The following is a 23,044-nucleotide window of genomic DNA, read 5'->3' on the forward strand; positions in this document are numbered from 1 at the left end:
TTTAATTGAAGAAATCTTCATGCTGAATATGCTGAATACAGCAGACTTAAGCTTTTCTATCGATTACAGCAAAGCTTTGACTTTGCTGACCACATTCTCAACTGTAAATCCATATTCCTCGATAACGCGGTTGCCCGGCGCAGAGGCGCCGAAGCGATCAATCGCCAGGATGTCGCCTCCATCGCCCGTATAACGCTCCCAGCCGAACGGATGCGCCATCTCGATGGCAAGACGAGCTTTAACCTCGGGAAGAATGACGGAATCTCTATATGACTTGTCTTGCTTCTCGAACAGATCCCAGCTTGGCATGGAGACAACGCGAACCTCAATGCCTTCCTTGGCTAAAGCAGCTTGCGCGGCTACTGCGAGTTGCACCTCGGAGCCTGTCGCCAGAAGCTGCGCTTGCGGCTTGCCGTTAGCGGCATCGGAAATCACATAGGCGCCTTTGCGAACATTCTCGCGAGCGCCGGAAACGGTGCCTGCAAGAATCGGCAAATTCTGACGGGTCAGCACCATCGCCACCGGATTGCCTTTGTTCTCGACCGCATAAGCCCAAGCTGCGGAAGCCTCGTTGCCGTCGGCGGGACGGATGACTGTCAGGCCAGGAATGATGCGGATGGATGCCAATTGCTCAATCGGCTCATGCGTCGGGCCGTCTTCGCCAACAGCAATGCTGTCATGCGTAAGCACATAGATAACCGGCAGATTCATAAGAGCGGCAAGACGAACCGCGGGACGCAGATAGTCTGTGAACACGAAGAAGGTTCCGCCGAAAATTTTGATGCCGGTATGCAAGGCGATACCGTTCATTGCTGCAGCCATCCCGAATTCACGAACGCCGAAGTAGATGTTGCGGCCGTCATAGCTGCCCGGCTTGAATTGCGTCAAGCCTTTCAAATGTGTCATTGTCGAGCTCTCGAGGTCGGCGGAGCCGCCTGCAATGCTCGGCACATTCTTCGCGAGACCGTTGAGCGCGTTGCCGGAAGCCACGCGAGTCGAGACAGCTTTGTCTTCCGTTGTGTAAGCAGGAAGATCCGCATCCCAGCCTTCAGGAAGATCGCCGGAAGTAGCTTGCTCGAATTGCTTAGCCAGCTCTGGATGTGCTTTCTTGTAGGCTTCGAACAATTCATTCCAAGCCGCATTCGCCTGCTCGCCTTTGCTTTTCACATCCGCAAAATGTGAGCGCACTTCGGACGGCACATGGAATTCCTCACCGGTCCAGCCGTAGAATTCCTTCGTCAGCTTCGCTTCGTCAGCGCCGAGCGGCGATCCGTGAGGACCCGCATGTCCGCCTTTGCCGCCCTTGTTCGGGCTGCCGTAACCAATGACCGTCTTCACTTCAATCAAGGTCGGCTTCGAGGATTCCGCCTGCGCTTCCGCGATCGCTTTCTCCAAAGCATTCAGATCATTGCCGTCCTGAACGCGAAGAACCTGCCAACCGTAGCCTTCAAAGCGCTTCTGAACCGTCTCGGAATAAGACAGATTAAGCTCGCCGTCCAGAGAGATATCATTGGAATCGTACATGACAACAAGCTTGCCAAGCTGCAGATGACCCGCCAGAGAAGCCGCTTCATGCGAAATGCCCTCCATCAGGTCGCCGTCGCCGCAGATGGAGTATGTGAAATGGTTCATAACTTCGTATTGATCCTTGTTATAGACAGCGGCAAGATGAGCCTCGGCCATCGCCATGCCGACTGCCATGGCAATCCCTTGTCCAAGCGGTCCCGTTGTTGCGTCTACGCCGGCCGTATGTCCGAATTCCGGATGCCCGGGAGTCAGGGAGCCCCATTGACGGAAATTTTTGAGCTCCTCCAGCGGAAGATCATAACCGGAGAGATGAAGCAGAGAATATAACAGCATGGAGCCATGACCCGCCGACAATACGAACCGGTCGCGGTTCACCCATGCAGGATTCGAAGGATTATGATTCATCGCTTTCGCAAACAATTGATAGCCCATCGGCGCTGCGCCCATCGGCATGCCTGGATGCCCGGATTTCGCTTTCTCGATCGCGTCAATTGCAAGCGTGCGAATCGTATCGATGGAAAGCTGATCTACTGATTTCTGTGTAACAGTCATTTCTCGTTCCTCCTAAAATTGTCTGTTATTACGACATAAATGCTTTGAATATTGTAACACTGAGATTCAATTGAACACAACTGTCTTATTCTGATGTACCAGGATTCGATCCTCGGTATGCCACTTCACGGCGCGTGCGAGCACAACGCGTTCAATCGTTCTGCCAATGCGCTTAAGCTCATCGACATTGTCCCGATGGCTGACGCGCTGCACATCCTGCTCGATGATCGGCCCTCCGTCAAGCTCTTCCGTCACATAATGGGCGGTCGCTCCAATAATTTTCACACCTCGGTTATAGGCTTGTGCGTAAGGCTTGCCCCCGACGAACGCAGGCAGGAACGAGTGGTGAATATTAATGATGCGATTCGGAAACTGTTCAATAAATTTCGGCGAAATAATTTGCATGTAGCGGGCAAGCACGATCAAATCCGCCTTGTCGGCCACAACCTCAAGCTGCTTTCGTTCTGCCTCCGCCTTCGTGTCCGGCGTCACCGCAATATGATAATAAGGAATGCCGAACATTTCGGTCGTCTCCCGCATATCGGGATGATTGCTGATGACCATCGCGATATCCGCGTTAAGATCTCCTGAGCGCCATTGCCACAGCAGCTCCAGCAGACAATGATCCTCCTTGGACACGAAGACGGCGATACGCTTCTTGCGGCTTGCCCGGAAGGTATGCCACTTCATCTCGAAGCGATCGGAGATGCGCGAGAAATCCTCTACGATAATCGGAAGCTCGCGATCGAGATCCTGCAGCACGAACTCGAATCGGATGAAGAACATTCCGCCCTTCGGATCCATCGTGTATTGATCCGACTGCACAATATTCGCGCCGTGCTCATATAGAAATTGCGATACTGCCGCTACAATGCCGGAACGATCCGGACATGCAATCAGCATACGCGCGCGTCCGCTCTTCGCTTCACTGAGAGGCATATCTGTAATGATCTTTGAATCAGATGACATGAATTTCAATCTTCCTTTTCGTATATATTGTCAATCAATTCCTCGAATGGGGTCTTCTTCGCTCCGTCTACGCTCTTGCCAGCACTTTCTCGCCGGCGAACCAAGCGGTCAATCGCTGATTCACCTGTTCCTCGGTCAGCTCTGAGGACAAGGCGCCTTCAGCCAGAATCAAGTCGTACAGCCTCTCCATCGGCTCGCGCGGATCGGCTTTCTTCGCCTTCGCGTCATTCTTGAGCAGTGTCCAGGTATCCGTCACATAGCTTCTGCGGTCGATCTCATGCTTGCGGAAAAACTGCTGCAGCTTCTCCACATCCTCCAGGAATGGCGCGCCCAGTCGTTCTTCCACATCGCCGCGAAGCAGCGCAATTTCAGCCTCGTACATCGGCCGCTCCTGCTTGTCGATCTTGCCGATCCATGGTGTCTCCAGGATGAACGGCCTTCCGGCAAGCGACTCGTGATGCACGACCGAATGAATCGTATCAAAGCCAAGCCAGCCCGCGCCGATCGGAGCATGGCGGTCCTTGCCCGCGCCCCTCGGATTCTTGCTGTCGTTAATATGAACGACAGCGACGCGGTCCAAACCGACTATGCGGTCGAATTGCTCCAGCACGCCGTCCAGATCTTGAATCAAATCATAGCCCGCATCATGCATATGGCAGGTGTCCATACAGACGGTAAGACGCTGGTTGTCTTGAACCTTGTCCATAATAGAAGCAATTTCCTCGAAGCTGCGACCGATCTCCGTGCCCTTGCCCGCCATCGTCTCAAGCGCGATATTCACCTTCGTGCCGCTCGTTCCGGCAAGCACCTCGTTCAAGCCCTCCGCGATACGGGCGATGCCGTATTCCGCGTCCTTGTCCGTAAACGCTCCGGGATGAAGCACGATATTGCGCACGCCGATATAATCGGTTCTGCGGATTTCCTCTTGCAGGAAGCTCACGGCGAGCTCGAATGTATTATCCTTGTAGGAGCCTAGATTAACGATGTAGGGAGCATGCACCACGATCTCCTCGATGCCCGCCTTCTCCATTAACGCTTTGCCTTCTTCGATGTATAAGCTTTCAATCGGCTTGCGCCTTGTGTTCTGCGGCGCGCCAGTGTAAATCATAAATGAGCTGGAGCCGTACGATTCGGCTTCGTTCGTTGCGGTCTGCAGACCCTTGTCCGAGAAGGACACATGGGAACCGATTTTCAACATAACATTAAACGCCCCTTTCCGTTGATCAACCTTTATTTTACAAGGAATGTCGAAATAAATCTAGGAATACGCTATAATTCATTTGAGGTGAAAAAAGGATATGGGCAACGCGCCAAATTGGTTTATGTATTTCATCGTATTCTGGGCGGTCGTTATGGTGATAGCGATGGCAATCGGCGGCTTCTTCATGTTCCGCAAGTTTCTGAAGGTGCTTCCGATGCGCGACGGCAAATCCAAGCTCGACTGGCAAAACTATTGGGTTGAACGCAGCCGCAGCATGTGGACGGAGGAGTCCAAGCAATTTCTCGAAGAATTGGTATCTCCCGTTCCGACGGCTTTCCGGGATATAGCCAAGCATTCCATAGCAGCAAAGATCGGTCAAGTAGCGATCGAGCGCCATGCAGATACCGTTACACGCGAGCATTGCATCGAGGGCTACATCAAAGCAACGCCAAAACGGGATTACCGCAGTCTGGTCAGCTTCCTCGAACGCAAGGGAATCGACTATTCCAACTATCAGAATATGCTGAACAAATAGGCGGAGCTGTCCCGGGGCAGCTCTGCCGTTCTTGTCTATGCCGCAAAAAATGTGCAACCATTTCCACAGTCGCAACGTTACATACCTACAGGAGGTGGATCATCTATGATCAACTTGAAGAAGAATCGCAAATACATTGCAGCCACTAGCGCGGTTATGCTCGCGCTGATGCTGACCATGTCAGCTTGCAACGACCCTGACAACGAGAACGGCAACGGCAATGCCTCGGCGACGCCGGAAGCAACCGACAACCAGACGGAAGTGCTGCCAAGCGACAGCGGAATTATGGATCCCGGCGGATTGTCTACGGATAATGAATCGGATGGGGAATCCCACAGCAATAACGGTGAAAATAACAAAGAAGAGGATACGGAAACCCAGCCGGCAGATGTAATGACCGGCGAAGGCGTCTATACCGGGCAAATCGATCCCAGCTCCATTGAAATCAAAGTAAACGGCGAAGCGCAGCCATTCCGATATAATACAGCCTTGTCCGCTGTAATCAACCAGCTTCCCACGGATGCGAAGGTTACCTTCTCCTATACGGAGAAGGTCATCGACAGCGAAAGCAATCTCAAGCAGCTTTGGCTGACGAAAATCGAAGAAGCGAAATAGCACCGCAGTATTGTTCCCAGTTCTCAAAAAAAGGATAGAGGAGAGATGAATGATGCGCATAGCGGTTGCTGGCGGGACAGGCTTTATCGGCAAGGCGTTGACGAAGGCGCTTATGAAACGCGGGGATGCAGTGACTGTCATTACGCGAAGCAAGCCAAGCGACGCCGCTGCATCAGCATACACCCCTTCCTATCTTACATGGGACGAGCTGCGAGACAGCGTGCAAGCGCTGGAGGGCATTGACGCTGTTATTAATCTTTCCGGAGAATCCATCAATCAGCGATGGACAGGCGAAGCCAAAAAGCGCATTCTTGAATCTCGCATACAAGCTGCCGAGCGTACCGCATCCATCGTTCATCGATTGGAGACAAAGCCCGAGGCAGTCATCAATGCTTCAGGCATATCTGCATACGGAATCTCGGATAGCCGTGTTTTCGATGAAAGCAGCCCCACGGCTGTTACCGACTTCTTGTCCGGCGTAGTCCGTGAATGGGAAGCCGCGGCTGATTGCATTCATGGAACCCGGCTTGTGAAAATAAGAACCGGCGTTGTGCTTGATGCCAAGGAGGGCGCTTTCCCGTTAATGGCGCTTCCCTATCGATTATTCGGCGGCGGAAGGATCGGAAGCGGCAAACAAGGGCTGTCCTGGATTCATTTGGAAGACATGGTCGGTCTGCTTCTATTTTGTCTTGATCATAAAACGATGGAAGGACCGGTTAACGCTTCTGCGCCTGATCCCGTCTCAAATGACGGGTTCGGGAGAGCCGTCGCCAAAGCGATGAATCGCCCGCATTGGTTCCCGGTCCCGTCCTTCCTTATGCGCGCCGTATTCGGTGAAATGTCTACCTTGCTGCTTGATGGACAGCGGGCATTGCCGAAAAAGGCGATGGAGCATGGCTTTGAATTCCGCTATCCCTCCGTAGACAGCGCCATGCGGCAATTAGTCGGGAAGAATTAACCGCATTTCAACTCGTACATCGGGCCTTTGTCGCCGGCAAGATGAATCTGATCTCCTTCTCCGAACGGGTAGCTCTTGTACGGAATCATCAGCTTTCCGTTCAGCAAGCTCCCGTTTCGGGATCCGAGATCCTTTACTTGATAATGCTGCTCCACTATGGCAATCTCCAAATGGAGCCGGGATACTCCCTCAGCGATTTCCTCATAACCCACGCCTTCGTTCGCTCTGCCGATTTTAAAGCAGTCCTCCTTCAATTCGATTCTTTCTTCCTTTCCGTTCCATTGTCTCTGCAGCCAATAGGTCATGCCAACAGGTTTAACGTCGCCTTCATCCCCCTCTGTCTCCGATGCTCCGAGCAGCATGGTTGGCGGAACCATAGCCCTTCCGCGGGTAGCATTGGACATGCTGTCGTCCATTCTGGCCGGAGGTACGGAATAGGTTCCAATCGAGTCTGTCGTATTCGGTTCGATAGAAGAACTGTTGACCGAAGGCCAACTGCTGCTCGGCAACGGACCGGAATGCAGCTCGAACAGCTCCTCGTCAACAGGCTCGGCAGACGTCATAAGCAATTGCGATCTTCTTCGCCATAAATAGACCAGGCTGGCCAGAAGGATTAAGGATAACGCAAGGCTGAGCAGCATCCTTTGATTCGTCGGATTCGAAAGATAGAGGAAGCGCCAGATCAAGGCGGCTAACAAAACGTATAAAGCGCCTGCAACCCATGGACTTCTCGCAGGCCGTTGTTGCTCCTCCTCTTCCGGCTCGCCCCAATAACGCGGCGTCTCTTCCTGATCCTCTTCGGTGCGAGCAGGACCGGATATCCGAACGGCGTCTAACGAATGCTCTGATTGCGAGACTATAGGTGTCTGCAACTCCGCTTGAGCTTCCCTGAGGGAACCGGATCCAGCCCCGACTATCCCGGCTTGTTGCTCAGGTATCCCAGCTTGTTGCTCAGCTTGACCTGCAGTCTTGGAAATGAGCTTAAGCAAAATATCTCGCAGCCGGGTCAGAGGAAGGTTGCCGGCGTTGAACGCATGCAGCAACTGCTTCAGCCCCGATCCGTCCAGCGGCTCTACATAGGCCGTCCATCTGACAATAAGATTCATCAGAGAATTGTTCGCTTGCGATGTTGAATCAATCCCGGTTTTCAGCGGAATATAGGCGAGTCTTATATCCTCAAGCCGTTCGCCGACGAAGATGTATTGATCATCCAACAAACAGCATTCGGGTCTTAGCATATAATCCTTGCATTCCATAAGGGCGTCCGTAAGACTTAGAAGCAAGCTGTAATAGTGCTTCATGGACAAGGTGTCCTGCTGCAAACGATGAAGAAGCAGCTTGCTGCCGTTAATGGCGTAACGGAAAGTAACCTTCCCGTCCAACTCATACCAGTCCCAAGACAGCAAATAAGGAATTGATCTCTGTCGAAGCATATTCAGCTCAAGCTCGTCCAGTTCATGCCGCTCGATCGGCGGCTTGCGGTCGATCAGCATTTCATGGCCGCGGTTCATGGCGAAATCAATTCTCAATTTCTCCAACAATCATCACCCTCTTCATCTTCAATAAGAAATAGCGCATCTTGGCCGATTACGGTAAGAGTGTCAGCGAAAGCGCAATCGCCGCGGGAGCAACCGCGAGCATGAACGGGAACTCGTTCCGCTTCCCCTGCCCTTCCTTCAAAGCCATAGCGCGGCTGCGGACAAGCGGAGTCCTGTTTGCCAAGCTTCTTATGGCGCTTCGGATCCAAGCCACTCTGGCTATAAGCAAAAGGACGCCAATCATCCCTGCGAACAGAATTGAGTACATGAGCAGTTGAAGCGTAATAAGCCAACCCAGCCATGCGCCTATTGCTCCGAACAGCTTGACATCCCCCGCTCCGATCCCCTTCATCGCGTAGAGCAGCAAGAGCGGCAAAAATCCGCTTGCCGCGCCGATGAATGATGCCGTAACTCCTTGTGTTCCAAAACTTATAAGCTGGTAGACGACGCCCGATACAAAGAACAGAAGCGTCAATCTATTGGGAATCATCCGCTTCCTGATATCGGTTGCAAATGCCGCTGCAATTAAAGCCGTAACGGCTAAATAACTGATAATCATAAGCTGCCCTCTCTTCCCGCAACCACAAAATATCTAGCGTCAATGCCGTCCCCTGCCGCAGCCGAGGCCTCGAGCTTCCAAATCCCCTTCGTCGTATTGCCGGATACGAGCCAAGTCCATGCTACAAAGCCTTCCTGATCGGCGGTCGCATCTCCCAAATGCTTGGCTTTGCTGGCACCGCTTTTATAGAAAACCTTTAAAGAAATGACCGCTCCGGGGTTCGTTTTCGCGATAACTGTTGCTTTATTCCCTTTCAAAACAGGCGTCGGAGAAATCGATACGATCTGAATCGGCACGGCGCTCTCTGTATTGGCAGTCTGAGGATCATAAGCCGGCGCTGCATCGTTCACCCATACCCGTTCATAGGATTTGGCTCTTAATCGAATCGGTTGATCCGTGAAAGGAATGCGGATTCGGTATTCATACTGCAGCTCGATGCCAAGATAAGGCTTCTCCTTCGTCTTCAAGTCCGGCAGCGACAGTCTGCTAAGCTTGACACGCTCCCCGTCTAGCAATCGTTCATTAACGAATTTTCGGACGAAAGGTTCAATGACACCACTTCCCAGCTCGGTTGCCGCCACATCTACCACAGGTTGCCAATCGCCTGTCATCACCGACTCCGCAAGCTCGCCGGCCGGCGCGGGCAGCCAATTCGCCGCCTCTGACGCAAGCTCGCTCCAGCTTGGAAGCTCAGGAGAGGAAGCAGGAAGCTTCTCCAAGATTCCGCTTGCTGTCGATGCTTCCAACTCGTAGGATTCCTTCGCCTCCGCCCCATGCGCCTGAAGCTGCGCTCTGGCCAGCTCTACAGGTCTGATATAGGCCGCAAGCTGACGCGTGCTTTGCAGAGCGACGTCATTCAGCGCCATTTGAGAGGTGCATAAGGAGATCATCAAGGCAAATATCATCAGCACGATCAGCACCAGCGGGAGCACGATAGCCGCTTCCACGACAATGGAGCCTCGCTCGCAGCCGCTCACAGCGGACATTTTGCGAATCCTAATAAGAAGATCCGATCGTTGTCGTTGCTTCATATCTCCCTCCCGTTACCTTGCCTTTGAGAAGATCGAATCTCTCCAGTTGCTTCATTATCCCGGGAAGAAACCATAGCTTTATCGAAACGGCGGCTTGTCCAGTAACGCCTGCCGGGACTGTGCTCAGAGTGACTTGATTCTCTTGCTCAATGACCGCGATCATGCGGGACAAGCGTTTCGAATCGGCTCCGCCGTGCATGAGCATGAATAATCGCAAATAATCCGCATAGGAAAGATTCGCCTTCACGTATTTGGATACGGGTGCCTCCCCCTTCTCCGCGAACGAAAGCATATCTTCAATCGTCTTCTCCAGCCCATAGATTAATGCCGCCGATAGAACAAGCAGCGGATGGCCCAGTGATCGACTCTCTATAAGCCCTTCCATCGTTCGAATAGCCAATCGTACTCCGAACAGTTCGCTATAGGCTGCCATAATGTTGCCCAGAGGATGATCAAAGCCGTACAGCACATATTCAACCTCCTGGTTATAGAAGGAAGCTGCTTGTGCAATCTCGCCCGGATCTCCGCTTTCATAGAAGGAACGCATACGCTGCGGCTCGAAATAGGAGAATCGACTTGCCGAATATTCGCCGAAATATAAAGCATTTCGGCTATGCTCCAGCATGCCGGAAAGCCCCGAGAAGAGACTATCCGTAAGCGAGGAGGATTGCTCCGCCGCTTCATGCGCATTATCGGGCGAAATGCCCGACTCTTCAACCCGCGCCTGCTCATCAGCCACTGCGATTTGACGATTGAAGGAGAGATTTTGCTCATAACGTTTCTCTACTTCATGAAATAACGCCTGATATTCGTCATTGTCCTCTGCGAAAGAGAGGCCGTTCAACATTTTCCCGGCAGTCTTCCACAAGGAACGCGTCTGCGCTTCCTGCTCCTCCAGCTTGTCCTTGATGCCATCCTCCAGCAATGCCTCTCGCTTCTGCAGCGCCGATGCCGGATTGACATAATTCATCTTGTAGGGGCCATAGGATGACTTCGCTTCATCGATATTGCTGCGGATAGAGCCGTCGTAGCTCCTCTCGCGTCTTATCTTGGATAAACTAGCGTTCATTGCAAGCAGAAGCTTCTCCATACGATTCGTAAACGAAGACAATTCTGTTCCTTGCCCGTTGATTTCATTCGAGTAAGCTTGAAACCAACTCGTTTCGCGAAGCAGCCGCTTGCCCTCCTCGGTCCAATCCTTCGCGCTTGCCTCATCCAGTTCAGAAGCTTCAAAGCGCTGGGCTCCCGGAACCTCCTGCCTATTCACGCTGTCGTAGCTTGCCGCTGCAGCCTGCTCGCTTTGTTCCAATACTCGCTTCATCTGCGAATTAAGCTGTTCAGCTCCTTCCAGCTTCCGATTGGCCTCGGCTAATCTCTCATTATGGGATTGTTCAAGCTGATTAATCTCCTCCCTCACCTTCTGAGAGAAAAGAAGCAACTCATGCTCGAATGCGGCCATTTCGGCGGAAATCGCTTGCGATTGTAACTGGAGCTCCTGAATTTTATGCTTAATAGAAGCCATATCGCTATTCTCGTCCGTCGCTTCACCGTCATCCGCTTGCTTTGCTTGCGAGATCGCTTCCTCTGCATGCAGTTGATCCGACAGCTCTAGCAGCGCAGCAGAAACCTCCGAAAGTCGAGCTGCTAGTTTCGCATATTCCGGGAATCCGGCTTCCAGGTCTGCCGCAGATCGTGAGCCCTCTTTGATGCCGACTGCGGCAAGCAAGAGACTGTCCGAGGACAGCTCAGCAGCTAGCCGCTGCTCCTTCAAAGCTTGCTCCAGCAACGCTTCCCGCTCTTCATAGAGCTTGCGGAGCTGCTCCAGCGTTCGAACTTCATTCGTAGAGCTTTTCAAAGAGGAAGCGAGCGGAACGAACTTCGAGATCACCTCCAGGGTCAAATCCACAGGCGCTTTGTACTTCTCCTCCTCAAGCACCTCTCTGGCGAATACCGCATGCTCGCCGAGCATCGACGAAGGAAGCAGTTCCGTGCTTTCTACCCTGGTCGATAAAATTCGGAAGGCATTCTTGTCTGAAATCGCATCAGTTCCGCGATTGCCCTCCATTACCCCCGCGAATATTTCGCCTCCCTCCGTGCCTCCGCGACCGAACAAGCCATATCCTTCGTACAAGCCTTCGTCGTATGCCGATAATACGGAGCGAACGGCAGATCTTGCAGCATTCTCCGTCATGGATTCCATCGCCGCGATTCTCGCATAATCAATCAGCACGGCGAAGAACAGAAGCAGGGAAGAGAGAACAACAACCGCGAAGATTGTCACGGACCCATTGTCTCGAAGCATCACATTTTTACAGAGCTTGCACATATCCTCATTTCACCTTCTTCGCTTCATAAGAGGACAGAATTTTGCCGGCATTCTCTGCAGCCTCTTTCTTCCCCGCCGGAGAATGAAGAAGCCTGTCTGTATAGTATCGCATCAGATCCACCGAACGAATAAACGCAACAGGATCAACGACGAGACTCTCCGACGTCAATTGGGTTGCCGAATCGGATTGCCAAGGAAGCATCCGCATGCCTTGATTCAATCGAACCGTGACAAAATCCGTCATCAGCTTGTTCGTAAACGACGCCTGACCAACATTTGATATCCCAGCTTGCTTCATCCATCCCGCCGCTCGCTCAAGCTTCTGCTCCGGAGAGCCATTTGCGTTTTTTGAAGCTGCGTTATTTCCCTCGGAGTCAACGCCAGCTTCCCCGACAGGCAGATTGATCGCAGTGGAATCCTTCGAATGATCTCCCAGTAGTCCGAACAAGCTTCCCAGCACGCCATCATCTCCGAGATTTCGATACAGCCCGTCATATTCAGGCTTCAGCAGAATGCCGCTGACCGGGTCGCGGTTGCTGTTATCCCAGCCGAAGGCAGCGCGTTCAGAGGTTGCGGAGGCGGAATAATAGAGCAAATTTTTCTGATAGAGATACATACCGAGCATGATGAACAAGAGAATGATGCTCAGCACGATTGGAAACACGAAGACGGATTCGATTGTAAAGCTGCCTCGTTCATCCCTCATTCTGTTCCACTTATGCTTAATCAAAGATACTGTTCGCCTGATCATCAGCCTTGCCCATCAAATCTTTGACTAATTCAATGATCCAGCCTTTGAACAAAAGCGCAATCATGATGACGACAGCGATAATCAAAATAATTTCCAAGGTTCCAAGCCCTTTCTCATTTTTCCAGAATTCAACCAGCTTCGTATAGCCCTTCATGCCCAGAGTATTCATTGTTTTCACCATTGTCCGACTTCCTCTCTCGTTTTCTCTTCAATCTTGTATTGCAGTTATGCCTGCAGCCATTCTACTTCATGCTCAAAAAAGCGGGTGCTGCCACTATCACCATCATAATCAGCAAGATGCCGACGAGGGGAAACACAAGCTTGGAGGAAGCTTCTTCTCCGCTTATGCGGGCAACGGCCTTCCGCTTCTCCCACAAGGTGAAGGAAAGCTCTCGAAGAGCGAGCACGAAATGATCTCCGCCTCTTCGGTAATTAAGCAGCATCGCGGTCGTGAACACCGCCGTCTCCTGAATCGCGCAGCTTCGATGAAACCGCTCCAGCACAAGCGCGAAGGATTGGCCATTTCGCAGCGCTGCCGCAGCCAGCTTCCATTCTCGTAATAGAGGATGCTGCCCGCTATCCCCTTCCGCGCATCGCAGAAACGCTTGCTGTACCGTTTCTCCCGCCCCCACCAGCAGCATCAGCTTGCTTATGAGCTCCGGCAGCGCGGCAATCATTAATCCCTTCCGTTGCTCCAGCTTGCGAGATGCTTCTGCATATCCGCGAAGCAGGAAGAGGAGGGAGCAGAGAAAGCCGAGACCCAGCAGCGCGAGCTCTCCGCTTATCCACGCGACGTATGCGCAAGCGGTCAAGAGCGCATAAGCATAACCGATCGCCGTCGCCGCTTCCTTCTTCGTTTGCTCTACAGTCCACGACGCGCCGCGCAAAATATAGAGCTTCATATGATATTGCGTCATGACCATTTGCATCGCTTCCCATTTGCCGCAAGCATCGAGAATGCGCTGGAACGGATGGAGAAGCAGGAGATTGCGGTATGTGAAGGAAGCCTTCTTATTATTTCGCAATTGAATTTTAAGCGCCCAGCCCATCCTCTTCATCGCTTGCATTCCGATGAGATAGAGCCAAAACAGCGAGAGCGCAGCCGCAACCGTGACACTCATTTGCTTCAACTCCTAAATCTCGATTCTCATCATTCGATTAATCAACCAGAAGCATGCCAGAAGAAGGATTAACGCGCCCGTCAGCAGCACATAACCGAAACCACTGTATAACGGGGCCATATAATCGGCCGCCGCAAATCCAAGAAAGCCGAGGAAGATGAAGGGCACCGTCATCATAATATGCGCTTCTAGCCTCTTCTGGGCAAGCATGACGGCAATTTCTCCTTCAACGCCAAGCTTCTCCCCGATAATCGTGGAGGTTCGCTTCATCACCTCCAGCAAATTGCCGCCCGTCCGCTTGCACACAGAGAGAGTATCCGCGAAACCCGAAATCTCTTCCATTTGCGCTCTCTCGGCAAAATCGCTCAATGCCTGCTCAAGCGAGTCGGAATTTTCAAGCCGGTAACAGATGATTTGAAATTCATGAAGAATATCTGTTCCCGGATCGGTATACAGCAGCCTGAGATCCTCCAACGTGGCGCGAAACGCATTTTCAAGCGATCGTCCCGCGGCAAGCGACGAGGTAAGCGAGAACAGCGCCTCCTTGAACTGCAGCTTCAGCCTCTGCCTGCGCTTTTTCAGCAATGTTCGTTTTCGAAAGCGAGGAGCAACAAGGCCGAGCCCAGCGAACAAGCATGAAACGGCAACCGAATGGTAGAACAAGTATATGGCGGCATACAGCGCGCTGCTCCCCGCGACTACGGCAATGATCATTTCCCTATTATTCAATTCATATGCCGTATAACAGGCTTGGCCGGCATCTCGCCGATCGGCTGCAGTCTCAACAGAACCCCCGCTCGCCCAGCCGCACCACTCCATTGCTTTATGCCATGTCAATCTCCTCGATGCGCTTCCTAACATCGTTTGCTTCAAGCCATAACTCCTTTCCCCGCGGCTTCCAGTTTTTCTGTTCTGACAAGCCTTCGCTCCGTCCGCTTCAATTCGCCTTTCACCTTCCCGTTCCAATCGCCCTCGTCCTCGAATTGGAATAAGGGAGCGAGCTGCACCTGGCCATCCGCTACGCCGATGACTTCACTGATCTCCATGATCTTCCGAGTACGATCTCTGCTCCTGGTCAAGTGAACGATAATATCGATGGCCGTTGCGAGCTGCTGCCTGATGACAGACAGCGGAAGCTCGGCCGCGCTTAACACCATCGTCTCCAGCCTGCTGAACATATCCTTGGCGCTGTTGCCATGGCCGGTGGAAATCGATCCTTCATGGCCCGTGTTTAACGCCTGCAGCATATCAAGCGCTTCGCCGCCGCGCACCTCGCCGATGATGATGCGATTGGGTCTCATTCGAAGCGAGGCGCGTATCAAATCGCGAATCGTAATTTCGCCCTTTCCTTCCGTGTTGGCGTTACGGGTTTCAAGCGAAACCAGATTGGGAATCGAACGCAGTTGCAATTCCGCGGAATCCTCGATCGTTACGATTCTTTCATCGCTTGGAATATAGCCGGACAACGCATTGAGAAAGGTGGTTTTGCCCGTGCCCGTGCCTCCGCTGACGAATATATTGAATTTCGCTTCCACCAGCTCGCGCAAAAATTGATCCGCCTCGGCGGTAAGCGTCCCTTTCTCGATGAGATCCCCCATCGTCAACGGCTTCTCGGGAAATTTGCGTATCGTCATGCATGGTCCCTTGAGCGCTACAGGAGGCAGAACGATATGAACGCGCGAGCCGTCCTTCAATCTCGCATCGACGATTGGAGATGATTCATTCACAATGCGATTCACGCCGGAAACCACGACTTGGATCAAATCCTCCAGCCTTTCCTTGCTTTCAAAGCAGATTGGAAGCAGGCTCAGAACGCCGCCCCTCTCTATGAAAACTTCAGAATGGCTGTTAATCATAATTTCGCTGACATCGGGGTCATCCATTAACGGCTGCAAGATATCAAGTCCGCGAAAGGAATAAAACAATCTGCGAACCAGCTTCACCTTCTCAAGCGCGGTTATCGAATGCTCCTTGCACCACTCGAATACTTTATCCTCTGTTTTCCTCATAAGCTCCTCGTCGCTTAGCGAGCCGCTGAAATCAATCGATGCTCTAATCTGCGCGCGAAGCTCCGCAACCTGAATCTCATCGAGCAAGGCTTAGCCTCCTTCTCCGCTGACATGCGCATACAGCGCATTTGCCGCTGCGCGGAAGCTGGACGAGGTCAATAGCTTCGCCCCTGCTTCATCCTTCCATTCTGCCGCCCTCGGCAAAGCTTCAGGCGCAAGCTTCACCTTCTCTTGCAGCAGCGGAATGCCTTTAGTCGCAGCAGCTCCGACATCATTTCGCACAAGCTCCGTTTTCTGCAGCACCTCTTCAAAGGCTCCGCCCCACCTTTGCTTCCCGTACTGCCACGCCTGCTCTTGCTTTCGAATGATTGCAGGATCCAATGTGACGAGACTCAGAATGCGATGGGAACGCTCCAGCAGAGCAAACGTCAACTCATCCATCGACGCGTCCAAATCAATGATAACCGTCCGATAGCGGCCCGAGCCCGCGACAGCGTCCACCATAGCAAGGCCGTCCTCCGGTTCCAGAGACATTCGGTCCTCCAAATTGGCAAATCCGGGCAAGAAATCCGCTTTCATGACAGGATGAAGGATGGAATGCTTCGCCAGCCAATGCCTCCCCTCTCCCGCATTTGTCTTAATCACGTACAGAAAGTCCGATAGCCCCGCTTGCTTCAACGCGGTCTGTTCCGTTGCGCCCATTCGCATTTCGGCTGTATTCCATCTTTCAAGATTGAAGTAGAACGTCCGCTTGCCTTGCATTGCTGCCGCATGCGCCAAATGCAGCGCAAGCGCCGTCTTCCCTGTTCCTCCAGCAGCCGAATGGACGGCAATAATCTGCAAAGATGAGCTCTGGCTGACATCAGCCGAAATTTTGACAGTCAACTCGGAATGCTTGTCGTACAACCCGGTCAACTCCTTCAAAAGCTGCGGCAAAGCCTGATATTGCATAACCTCAGGCTGAACTTCACTCTCTCCCTGCGATTTCACAAGACAGGCGCAAGCCTGCTTGGGAAGCCCCTTCATTATCCCGGACAGCATAGCCGGAGAAGCCGCGATGAAATCAATGGAATAGCCTTGCTTCACATAATGAAGACAAGCGTCCGCCGAGGTAAATGCAATGATCTGCCATTGATCGCCATAGCTGCTATCGCGCACATAATCCGCAAGCCGCTTCATATATTCAGGCTCTCGGACGGCTATTGCGAGTTGCTTGCGAGACAAGTTCATTCCTCCTTTTTCGGAAAACAAAAAAGCACCGTAAAGGCACAGCAATTTGCTGTCCTCTACGGTGCTTCCGTAATCGCTTATTTATTACAGTAAAATTTACCACATCGATTGAAGCTCGTCAACCTGGTTTTTAGCCAATCCAGTCTGCTACCGAAAGTACATGCCAATCTCGCGCTCAGCATTCTCGTCATTATCCGACCCGTGAACAATGTTGCTGGCTACGTCCATCGCATAATCTCCTCGAATCGTTCCAAGCGCAGCTTCTAAAGGATTGGTAGCGCCGATAAGCGCTCTGGCATTCTTCACGGCATCCTTCCCTTCCACAATCATCGCAAATACAGGACCGGAAGTAATAAAAGCGACTAGCTCGCCGAAGAAAGCTTTGGCGCGCAGATGATCATAATGCCGTTCTGCCTCCAACTGATTTAACTGCATCAGCTTGGCTGCAGCGATTGTAAATCCTTTCTCTTCAAATCGAGTGACAATCTTCCCTATTAAGCCTCTAGCAACACCATCCGGCTTGACCATAACAAATGTTCGATCCATCGAAGCACCTCCGTTATATTGGTATCGCCAAATATTTCTAAATCCATTCACACATTATAGCGCATATGCGAACAGGTCGCTATGGTTTGATTGCCTTAATTCTTAAGCGCCTATAGTCAAGCTGCCATTTGCCGTCGCGAAGCAATGACTTTCGGGCTTTTTGAGCTATTTTACTGGCCGCTCGCGCTCTCTCTTCCGTTGGAATTGCTTTGAAAAAGCTCTCCGCAAAGCTGTCTAGCCAGTGCGTGATGCCTTGTTCGCCATCCGGCAGCTCCGTCGGACGATCGAAATGCTCGGCATAAGCAACTCGAAAGCCTTGCTCTTCAAGAAGCTTACTGTATTCTGCAATGCTCGGAAAATACCAAGGATGAAGCTCCGCCGCATCGACCTGATAGTCCTCCCGCAGCACCTCGCCTATCGCTTCAATGACCGTGTCGACATTGCCCTTTCCGCCCAACTCCGCAACGAAACGTCCGCCGGAGTTCAGCGAGTTCCACACGCATGCAATGACATCGCCAGGTCTCTTCATCCAGTGCAATGCCGCATTCGAGAATACGGCATCAAAGCTTGTATCTAATTGAAAACGCTCCGCATTTCCAATCTCGAAGCGGAGCTGCGGATATTTTCCCCGCGCCTTCTCAATCATTTCTGCTGAGAAGTCCATGCCGGCAACAATCGCTCCCGCTTGTGAAATCGTATTTGCCAAATCGCCCGTCCCGCAGCCCAGATCCAGAATGCTCTCTCCCTTCTGCGGCTTCAGCAGCCCCACTACATCCCTCCCAAATGAAGATACAAACCCAATTTTGCTGTCATATAAATTCGGCTTCCACTCATGCGCCTCGAACATTTCATCATCTCCCTGTTCTTGTTGTCTTTGATCTTACACAATTCGCTTTCATAAGTTAAATATATAGAAGTAATAATATTTATAGTTAATACCTATTATAAACTTCGTATCTGCTCGTATCAGCTACCGTCCTTCAGGATACTGCGGAAACTCGAATTCCCCATAGACATTGCCGTTTTCCTCACTTGCTCGTTCAGCGCCTAATTGCTCATATCTCGATATCTATCCCTGACAACTGCTCTGAAATTGCAATTTATACCAGTGTTTTTCCAGTACATCTGTACTGCACGAAGAGAAGCTTTCAAAGAAAGGCTGTTCAATAACCCGTATATCGTTTATACCCTTGAATGAGCTCAATCGCGAAACGTTCCTGACGGCAATGGGCTATCAGGTGATTTCCTTCGCATATGACGATGTCGAACAAAATCCGGAGATTTGCATGCAGCTTCTTCGGATGGTTATAAGCAGGTTCCAGCCTGAACGATCTCCAACTACACATGCTGACCCTCTTGAGAGAGAAATGATACGTCTTGCTATCCATCTGACTGGATCGATTCGACCGAGGGATGCAGCCTTGCATTTCGACATAGATTATAAAACCGCTATTAAAAGACTGCACGCTCTAAGCACCAAGGGCTGGATCGTTCCTATGCCAAGCGGAAAAAGCGGCAGAATCACAAGCTATCGGATCGCACATGGCGTATTAGACTATTTCTAGGTCTCAATTTTGACAACTTCGCCGGCGAAATATCTGATGAATGTACTGGAAAAACTCCTCTATAATCCCATGAAAACTTATTATTCTACGATTATGCTGGAATAACTCCCGCTTAAATAGCGCTAGAGGCCATAATTGACGAAAAAATAGAAGATAAGCTGGAGAAAATCCTGCTTATCTTTTATTTGAGGCTAGAATCATAGGACATACTGGAGAAATTCCAGTTCAGCAAATTCAGGAGGCTGGCTGGAACGATGAATTATTCCTCCGTTAACTCCAGGAAAAGCTTCACATCCCCGTCCGTCAACGCAACGGCCGCATTCCAGAAATCCGGCTCCTCCAGATTCACATGAAGATGCTTCGCGGCAAGCTGCTCCACCGTCAAACGGCCGGTATCACGCAGCAGGGCGACATAGCTCGCGGCGAAACCCTCCTCGGCGGAACGCGCATACAGCCCGGCGCTGAATAAATAGCCAAAGGTATAAGGGAAATTGTAGAAAGGCACATCCGTCAAATAGAAATGAAGCTTGGAGGCCCAGAACAGCCCATGCTTCCTGCCAAGCATACCGCTGAAAGCCTCGTGCTGAGCGTCTTCCATCAGCCTGTTCAGCGCTTCAACAGAAACCGGTCCCTTCCGTCTGAGCTCGTAGAAGCGGGTCTCGAACAGAAAGCGAGCGTGTATGTTCATGAAGAAAGCGAGGGAACGTTGAATTTTGTCCTCGAGAAGGCCGATTTTCTCCTCCTTGTTCTTCGCTTCCTTCATTGCTCGATCGGATACGATCAGCTCGGCGAAGGTCGACGCGGTCTCCGCCACATTCATCGCATATTCCTGCGCCATGGCGGGCAGATCATTCATGACATGCTGATGATAGGCATGCCCGAGCTCATGCGCCAACGTGGAAATATTCGACGCGCTCCCGGAATAGGTCATGAATATCCGCGTCTCTCCGCTCTTCGGGAACGAGGTGCAGAAGCCGCCGGGGCGCTTGCCCGAACGATCCTCCGCTTCAATCCAGCCCTTCCTGAAGGCTCTCTCCGAGAATTCCGCAAGCTCAGGGTCGAAGGCTCTGAATTGCTCGATAATAAACGAAGCCGCCTCGTCGAAAGGCACCGTCCTGATCGAGGCTCCGATTGGAGCCTCGACATCATGCCAATCCAGCTTTTCCAAGCCAAGCAGCTTCGCTTTGCGTTCCAAATAAGGAATAAGCAGCTTTTTCCCAGCTTCTACTGCTGTCCACATCGCATTCAAAGTCGCTTCGCTCATCCGGTTCATCAGCAGCGGCTCTTGAAGCACGGAATTCCACCCGCGATGTTCATACAGCTTCAAGCGGAAACCTGCAATCCGATTCAGCGTATCCGCGCACAGCTCTGCTTGCTCCGCCCATTCTCGCTCCCATTCCTCGAATGCTTGAATACGCACGTCCCTATTTCCGTCGGACAGCCGATTATGCATCTGTCCCGCCGACAGGACAGACTCCTTGCCATCCGCATCCTTGGCATGAAAGCTCGCGCGGGACACGATGACGTTGTAGAGATCCGCCCAGCCATGATAGCCGTCGATGGACAGATCGCTTACGATCGCTTCAAGCTCCGGAGCCATTTTCAGCTTTGCCAGCTCGCGATGCTCCGTTAAGTTGAAGGCAAGCTCCGACATCCCCTTGAAGCTCAATACGTTATTCCAAGCTGCTTCGTCCAGCGCTCTCAGCGCATGATCAAAGCTGGTCATCGCCGTCATGAATTTCGCGTGAATGGTATTCACCCGATCATTCAGCAGAGAAGCCCTCCTATCCTTCACATCTTGCGCCATCAAACAAGCTGCGAAAGAGGCGGCTTGCCTGACGCCAAGCAGAATATCCTGGGAGAGCGCAGTTGCTGCAGCGATTCGTTCCGGCTCATTCTCCAATCGTTCGTTCAGCATGTCATTCAAATCAGCCGTCGCTTGTTCCAAGCCTGCAAGCTCCGCCTCAAACTCCGTAGACTTCGAACCTCCCGGATAGAAGATATCCAAGTTCCAGTTCATCTCGTATGTGCTTGACAAAAGCCTTTCACCTCGCCTATTCTCAATTCAATGCAACAAGTACTTACGCAACAAAGAATGCCGAGCAGCCTCCGCAAACCATTTGCGCAAACCCACTCAGCAGTGTATAACAATAGTATATCCGAAATTGGAGGTACAACGCCATGTCGCAACCGTTGCAAATATCGCCCGAAACAGCCGTCAAGCTCTCCGAGCAGCTAGGGGTTCCATTAGAACATCTTATGCATATGCCGAAACATATCCTCTTGCAGAAGCTTGCCGAACTCGCCAAGAAGGATGTGGAAACGAATAACGGGAGCAAGGAATAATGCTGCTGCCGTTCGAAAACGCTTGGCCATACGAGAAAATCATGGGCGACATTTATGTTTCGAGCTGTCCCTTTTGCGAAGCGGAGAATGTGCTTTTGCCGCTCAAGCCTTCCGAGCTCTCTGTTATTCATGACGGTAAAAAGAAGCTGCTCGTTTTTCCATGCTGCCATCATAAGACGACCTTAATTGATGCCGATCACGATTATTTGTTGACGGACAGCCCTATTCAAAAGCGGATGCCGTAAGGCACCCGCTTTATCGTTTATCCTCATCATTCAGCCTCAAGCAGCGACAACGAACAAAAGCTAAGCGCTGCTTGCCGGCTGGGCAGCCGAATCCCCGAGATCTCGATCGCTGTCTTCAAGCTCCTCGCGCATAAGCTGCCATTGCTCCCTGCTTGCCCGAATCATCGCGGCGTCCATGATTCTCTTGTCATTAACGACTCTGCTGAACCATTTCACCGCTTCTTTGTAAGATCCGGTTCGTCTATGAAGCTCTCCGATCAGAAACATCAGTCTTGCCTTATTAAGCTCCGAGCCTTCCGTCTCGAAGACTCGAATATAGGCTTCCAAGGCATAGGACAAAAAACGCTGTTCCTCTTTTTCCTGCCGCTCCAAGCGGTACAACCAAGCGATGTGATGCAGAATCCCGGCAAGAATCCGATCCTTCTCGTTGACAGCCTGCGCGGTTAGCAAAGCTAACTTATAAGTCGTCATAGCTTGAAGAGCCGTTCTCTCTCCTCCGAAATCCCGCTTCCTCCAATTCGTTCCTATGCGCTCATAGTAGGCTTTCTTCTGCGCATCGTTCAACCGAACCATGCCATTCTCTGTCGAAGCGAAGCCGCAGCTCGGACAAACGCGAACCACGTAGTAGTCAGGATTGACGCCATTGCTATAATGCCCGCAGAAATCTGAATCAACCACGGAAGCTTTCTTGAAGCTTGGCCGCACCTTGGACGTTGAATAGGATGTCTCACAGCAAATACAATGAATGGTGGTCGTATACAATGGCTCCATGACAATTACCCCTCTTCTGTAGAATTCACGAAATGATGCGCAGGTCCTGATAACCGATCAATCAGCACGGCTTGAAGCTCCTCCTTGATGCCTGCTTTTTGAAGCGCTTCCTTCATGCAGCCCAGCCAAGCCGCGGCTCGCTCGGGCGTAATCGGGAACGGCAGATGCCTGGCCCTCATCATCGGATGACCGTACTGATCGGAATACAGCGACGGGCCTCCAAAAAATTGCGTCAAAAACAAATATTGCTTCTCCATAACAGGATTAATATCTTCAGGGAACAATGGGCCCAGCAACGGATGCGCTTGTACAAGCGGATAGAAACACTCTACTATAGTCCTAAGTTTTTCCGCTCCGCCCAGCGCCTCATAGAGGCTTATATTCCTATTCATCGTCAGGCTCATCTCCAATTTGTAGGTATTTAGTATTATAACACAACCGATACAATCCCGCTCGGTAAAATGTGAAAATGAAAAAAAGTCCGCAGTGGTTAGCTGCGGACGCAATCCATATGATGTAGAGTCTAAGCTTCGTAATCCTCTTCGTTTGGCGCTGTAATCGACTCTTTGATGACGTAGACAAAAGCGCAGACCAATATGCCGGCGATAATACTCATGTTCATCACTCCAACCGTTTGGGGATATCCTTA

23 protein-coding genes are annotated in these 23,044 nt (G+C 51.6%); 5 read left to right on the forward strand and 18 right to left on the reverse strand.

Translation table 11 applies throughout. From position 1 onward, the window contains the following. Positions 1-63: 63 nt before the first annotated feature. The 3 genes from tkt to HFP08_RS13170 all read right to left on the reverse strand — a co-directional run bounded on the left by tkt (position 64) and on the right by HFP08_RS13170 (position 4,246). Positions 64-2,079 (reverse strand): transketolase, encoded by a 2,016-nt coding sequence (gene tkt, locus HFP08_RS13160; protein WP_168121053.1) that lies wholly within the window; start codon positions 2,077-2,079, stop codon positions 64-66. A 66-nt stretch (positions 2,080-2,145) separates the two neighbouring features. After that, complete coding sequence (gene purU, locus HFP08_RS13165; RefSeq protein WP_240941359.1) at positions 2,146-3,048, reverse strand: formyltetrahydrofolate deformylase; 903 nt, start codon at positions 3,046-3,048, stop codon at positions 2,146-2,148. 67 nt (positions 3,049-3,115) lie between these two features. Continuing rightward, positions 3,116-4,246: a deoxyribonuclease IV gene (locus HFP08_RS13170; RefSeq protein ID WP_168121054.1), complete on the reverse strand. Its 1,131-nt coding sequence runs from the start codon at positions 4,244-4,246 to the stop codon at positions 3,116-3,118. Between the two features lie 100 nt (positions 4,247-4,346). On the opposite strand from HFP08_RS13170, the gene HFP08_RS13175 reads away from it, so the two are divergent. The 3 genes from HFP08_RS13175 (at position 4,347) to HFP08_RS13185 (ending at position 6,357) form a co-directional block, all read left to right on the forward strand. Then, positions 4,347-4,784 (forward strand): DUF2621 domain-containing protein, encoded by a 438-nt coding sequence (locus HFP08_RS13175; RefSeq protein ID WP_168121055.1) that lies wholly within the window; start codon positions 4,347-4,349, stop codon positions 4,782-4,784. A 105-nt stretch (positions 4,785-4,889) separates the two neighbouring features. Continuing rightward, positions 4,890-5,399, forward strand: coding sequence for a hypothetical protein (locus HFP08_RS13180; protein WP_168121056.1), 510 nt, complete (start codon positions 4,890-4,892; stop codon positions 5,397-5,399). A 49-nt stretch (positions 5,400-5,448) separates the two neighbouring features. Further along, complete coding sequence (locus HFP08_RS13185; protein WP_346768733.1) at positions 5,449-6,357, forward strand: TIGR01777 family oxidoreductase; 909 nt, start codon at positions 5,449-5,451, stop codon at positions 6,355-6,357. Here HFP08_RS13185 and HFP08_RS13190 read toward each other — a convergent pair. The 13 genes from HFP08_RS13190 to HFP08_RS13250 form a co-directional block, all read right to left on the reverse strand. Continuing rightward, positions 6,354-7,895: a DUF6382 domain-containing protein gene (locus HFP08_RS13190; protein ID WP_168121057.1), complete on the reverse strand. Its 1,542-nt coding sequence runs from the start codon at positions 7,893-7,895 to the stop codon at positions 6,354-6,356. The genes HFP08_RS13185 and HFP08_RS13190 overlap by 4 nt on opposite strands. A 49-nt stretch (positions 7,896-7,944) precedes the next feature. Beyond that, on the reverse strand, positions 7,945-8,454 hold the full coding sequence (locus tag HFP08_RS13195; protein WP_168121058.1) for an A24 family peptidase: 510 nt from the start codon (positions 8,452-8,454) through the stop codon (positions 7,945-7,947). After that, a complete protein-coding gene (locus HFP08_RS13200; protein WP_168121059.1) occupies positions 8,451-9,485 on the reverse strand; it encodes a TadE/TadG family type IV pilus assembly protein in 1,035 nt (344 codons plus the stop codon). Before HFP08_RS13200 ends, HFP08_RS13195 begins: the two co-directional genes overlap by 4 nt. Then, positions 9,451-11,766 (reverse strand): coiled-coil domain-containing protein, encoded by a 2,316-nt coding sequence (locus HFP08_RS13205; RefSeq protein WP_168121060.1) that lies wholly within the window; start codon positions 11,764-11,766, stop codon positions 9,451-9,453. Before HFP08_RS13205 ends, HFP08_RS13200 begins: the two co-directional genes overlap by 35 nt. 49 nt (positions 11,767-11,815) lie before the next feature. Continuing rightward, positions 11,816-12,541, reverse strand: a complete 726-nt coding sequence (locus HFP08_RS13210) for a TadE/TadG family type IV pilus assembly protein (protein WP_168121061.1) — start codon at positions 12,539-12,541, stop codon at positions 11,816-11,818. After that, on the reverse strand, positions 12,534-12,743 hold the full coding sequence (locus HFP08_RS13215; protein ID WP_240941360.1) for a Flp1 family type IVb pilin: 210 nt from the start codon (positions 12,741-12,743) through the stop codon (positions 12,534-12,536). Before HFP08_RS13215 ends, HFP08_RS13210 begins: the two co-directional genes overlap by 8 nt. A 61-nt stretch (positions 12,744-12,804) precedes the next feature. Beyond that, a complete protein-coding gene (locus HFP08_RS13220; RefSeq protein ID WP_168121062.1) occupies positions 12,805-13,683 on the reverse strand; it encodes a type II secretion system F family protein in 879 nt (292 codons plus the stop codon). Positions 13,684-13,695: 12 nt separating this feature from the next. Beyond that, positions 13,696-14,556 carry a type II secretion system F family protein gene (locus tag HFP08_RS13225; protein ID WP_240941361.1) on the reverse strand — a complete coding sequence of 287 codons (861 nt, stop codon included), beginning with the start codon at positions 14,554-14,556 and terminating at the stop codon, positions 13,696-13,698. Further along, on the reverse strand, positions 14,553-15,779 hold the full coding sequence (locus tag HFP08_RS13230) for a TadA family conjugal transfer-associated ATPase (RefSeq protein ID WP_240941363.1): 1,227 nt from the start codon (positions 15,777-15,779) through the stop codon (positions 14,553-14,555). The genes HFP08_RS13225 and HFP08_RS13230 overlap by 4 nt, the downstream gene beginning before the upstream one ends. A 3-nt stretch (positions 15,780-15,782) precedes the next feature. Next, complete coding sequence (locus HFP08_RS13235) at positions 15,783-16,916, reverse strand: P-loop NTPase family protein (protein ID WP_168121063.1); 1,134 nt, start codon at positions 16,914-16,916, stop codon at positions 15,783-15,785. A gap of 153 nt (positions 16,917-17,069) precedes the next feature. Then, on the reverse strand, positions 17,070-17,468 hold the full coding sequence (gene ndk, locus HFP08_RS13240) for a nucleoside-diphosphate kinase (RefSeq protein WP_168121064.1): 399 nt from the start codon (positions 17,466-17,468) through the stop codon (positions 17,070-17,072). A 79-nt stretch (positions 17,469-17,547) separates the two neighbouring features. Further along, the gene (locus tag HFP08_RS13245; protein ID WP_168121065.1) at positions 17,548-18,315 is read right to left on the reverse strand and encodes a class I SAM-dependent methyltransferase; all 768 of its coding nucleotides are present in this window, start codon (positions 18,313-18,315) and stop codon (positions 17,548-17,550) included. A gap of 977 nt (positions 18,316-19,292) precedes the next feature. Then, positions 19,293-21,071 carry a M3 family oligoendopeptidase gene (locus tag HFP08_RS13250; protein ID WP_346768734.1) on the reverse strand — a complete coding sequence of 593 codons (1,779 nt, stop codon included), beginning with the start codon at positions 21,069-21,071 and terminating at the stop codon, positions 19,293-19,295. Between the two features lie 143 nt (positions 21,072-21,214). On the opposite strand from HFP08_RS13250, the gene HFP08_RS13255 reads away from it, so the two are divergent. Continuing rightward, on the forward strand, positions 21,215-21,379 hold the full coding sequence (locus HFP08_RS13255) for a YycC family protein (RefSeq protein ID WP_168121066.1): 165 nt from the start codon (positions 21,215-21,217) through the stop codon (positions 21,377-21,379). Positions 21,380-21,381: 2 nt separating this feature from the next. Beyond that, complete coding sequence (locus tag HFP08_RS13260) at positions 21,382-21,624, forward strand: hypothetical protein (RefSeq protein WP_206109247.1); 243 nt, start codon at positions 21,382-21,384, stop codon at positions 21,622-21,624. 60 nt (positions 21,625-21,684) lie between these two features. Here HFP08_RS13260 and HFP08_RS13265 read toward each other — a convergent pair whose 3' ends face one another. Continuing rightward, a complete protein-coding gene (locus HFP08_RS13265; protein ID WP_168121068.1) occupies positions 21,685-22,395 on the reverse strand; it encodes a DUF2225 domain-containing protein in 711 nt (236 codons plus the stop codon). 5 nt (positions 22,396-22,400) lie between these two features. Then, the gene (locus tag HFP08_RS13270) at positions 22,401-22,787 is read right to left on the reverse strand and encodes a globin domain-containing protein (RefSeq protein ID WP_206109242.1); all 387 of its coding nucleotides are present in this window, start codon (positions 22,785-22,787) and stop codon (positions 22,401-22,403) included. Between the last annotated feature and the right edge of the window lie 257 nt (positions 22,788-23,044).

This window comes from Paenibacillus sp. HB172176, assembly GCF_011947265.1.
GTDB lineage: Bacteria > Bacillota > Bacilli > Paenibacillales > Paenibacillaceae > Pristimantibacillus.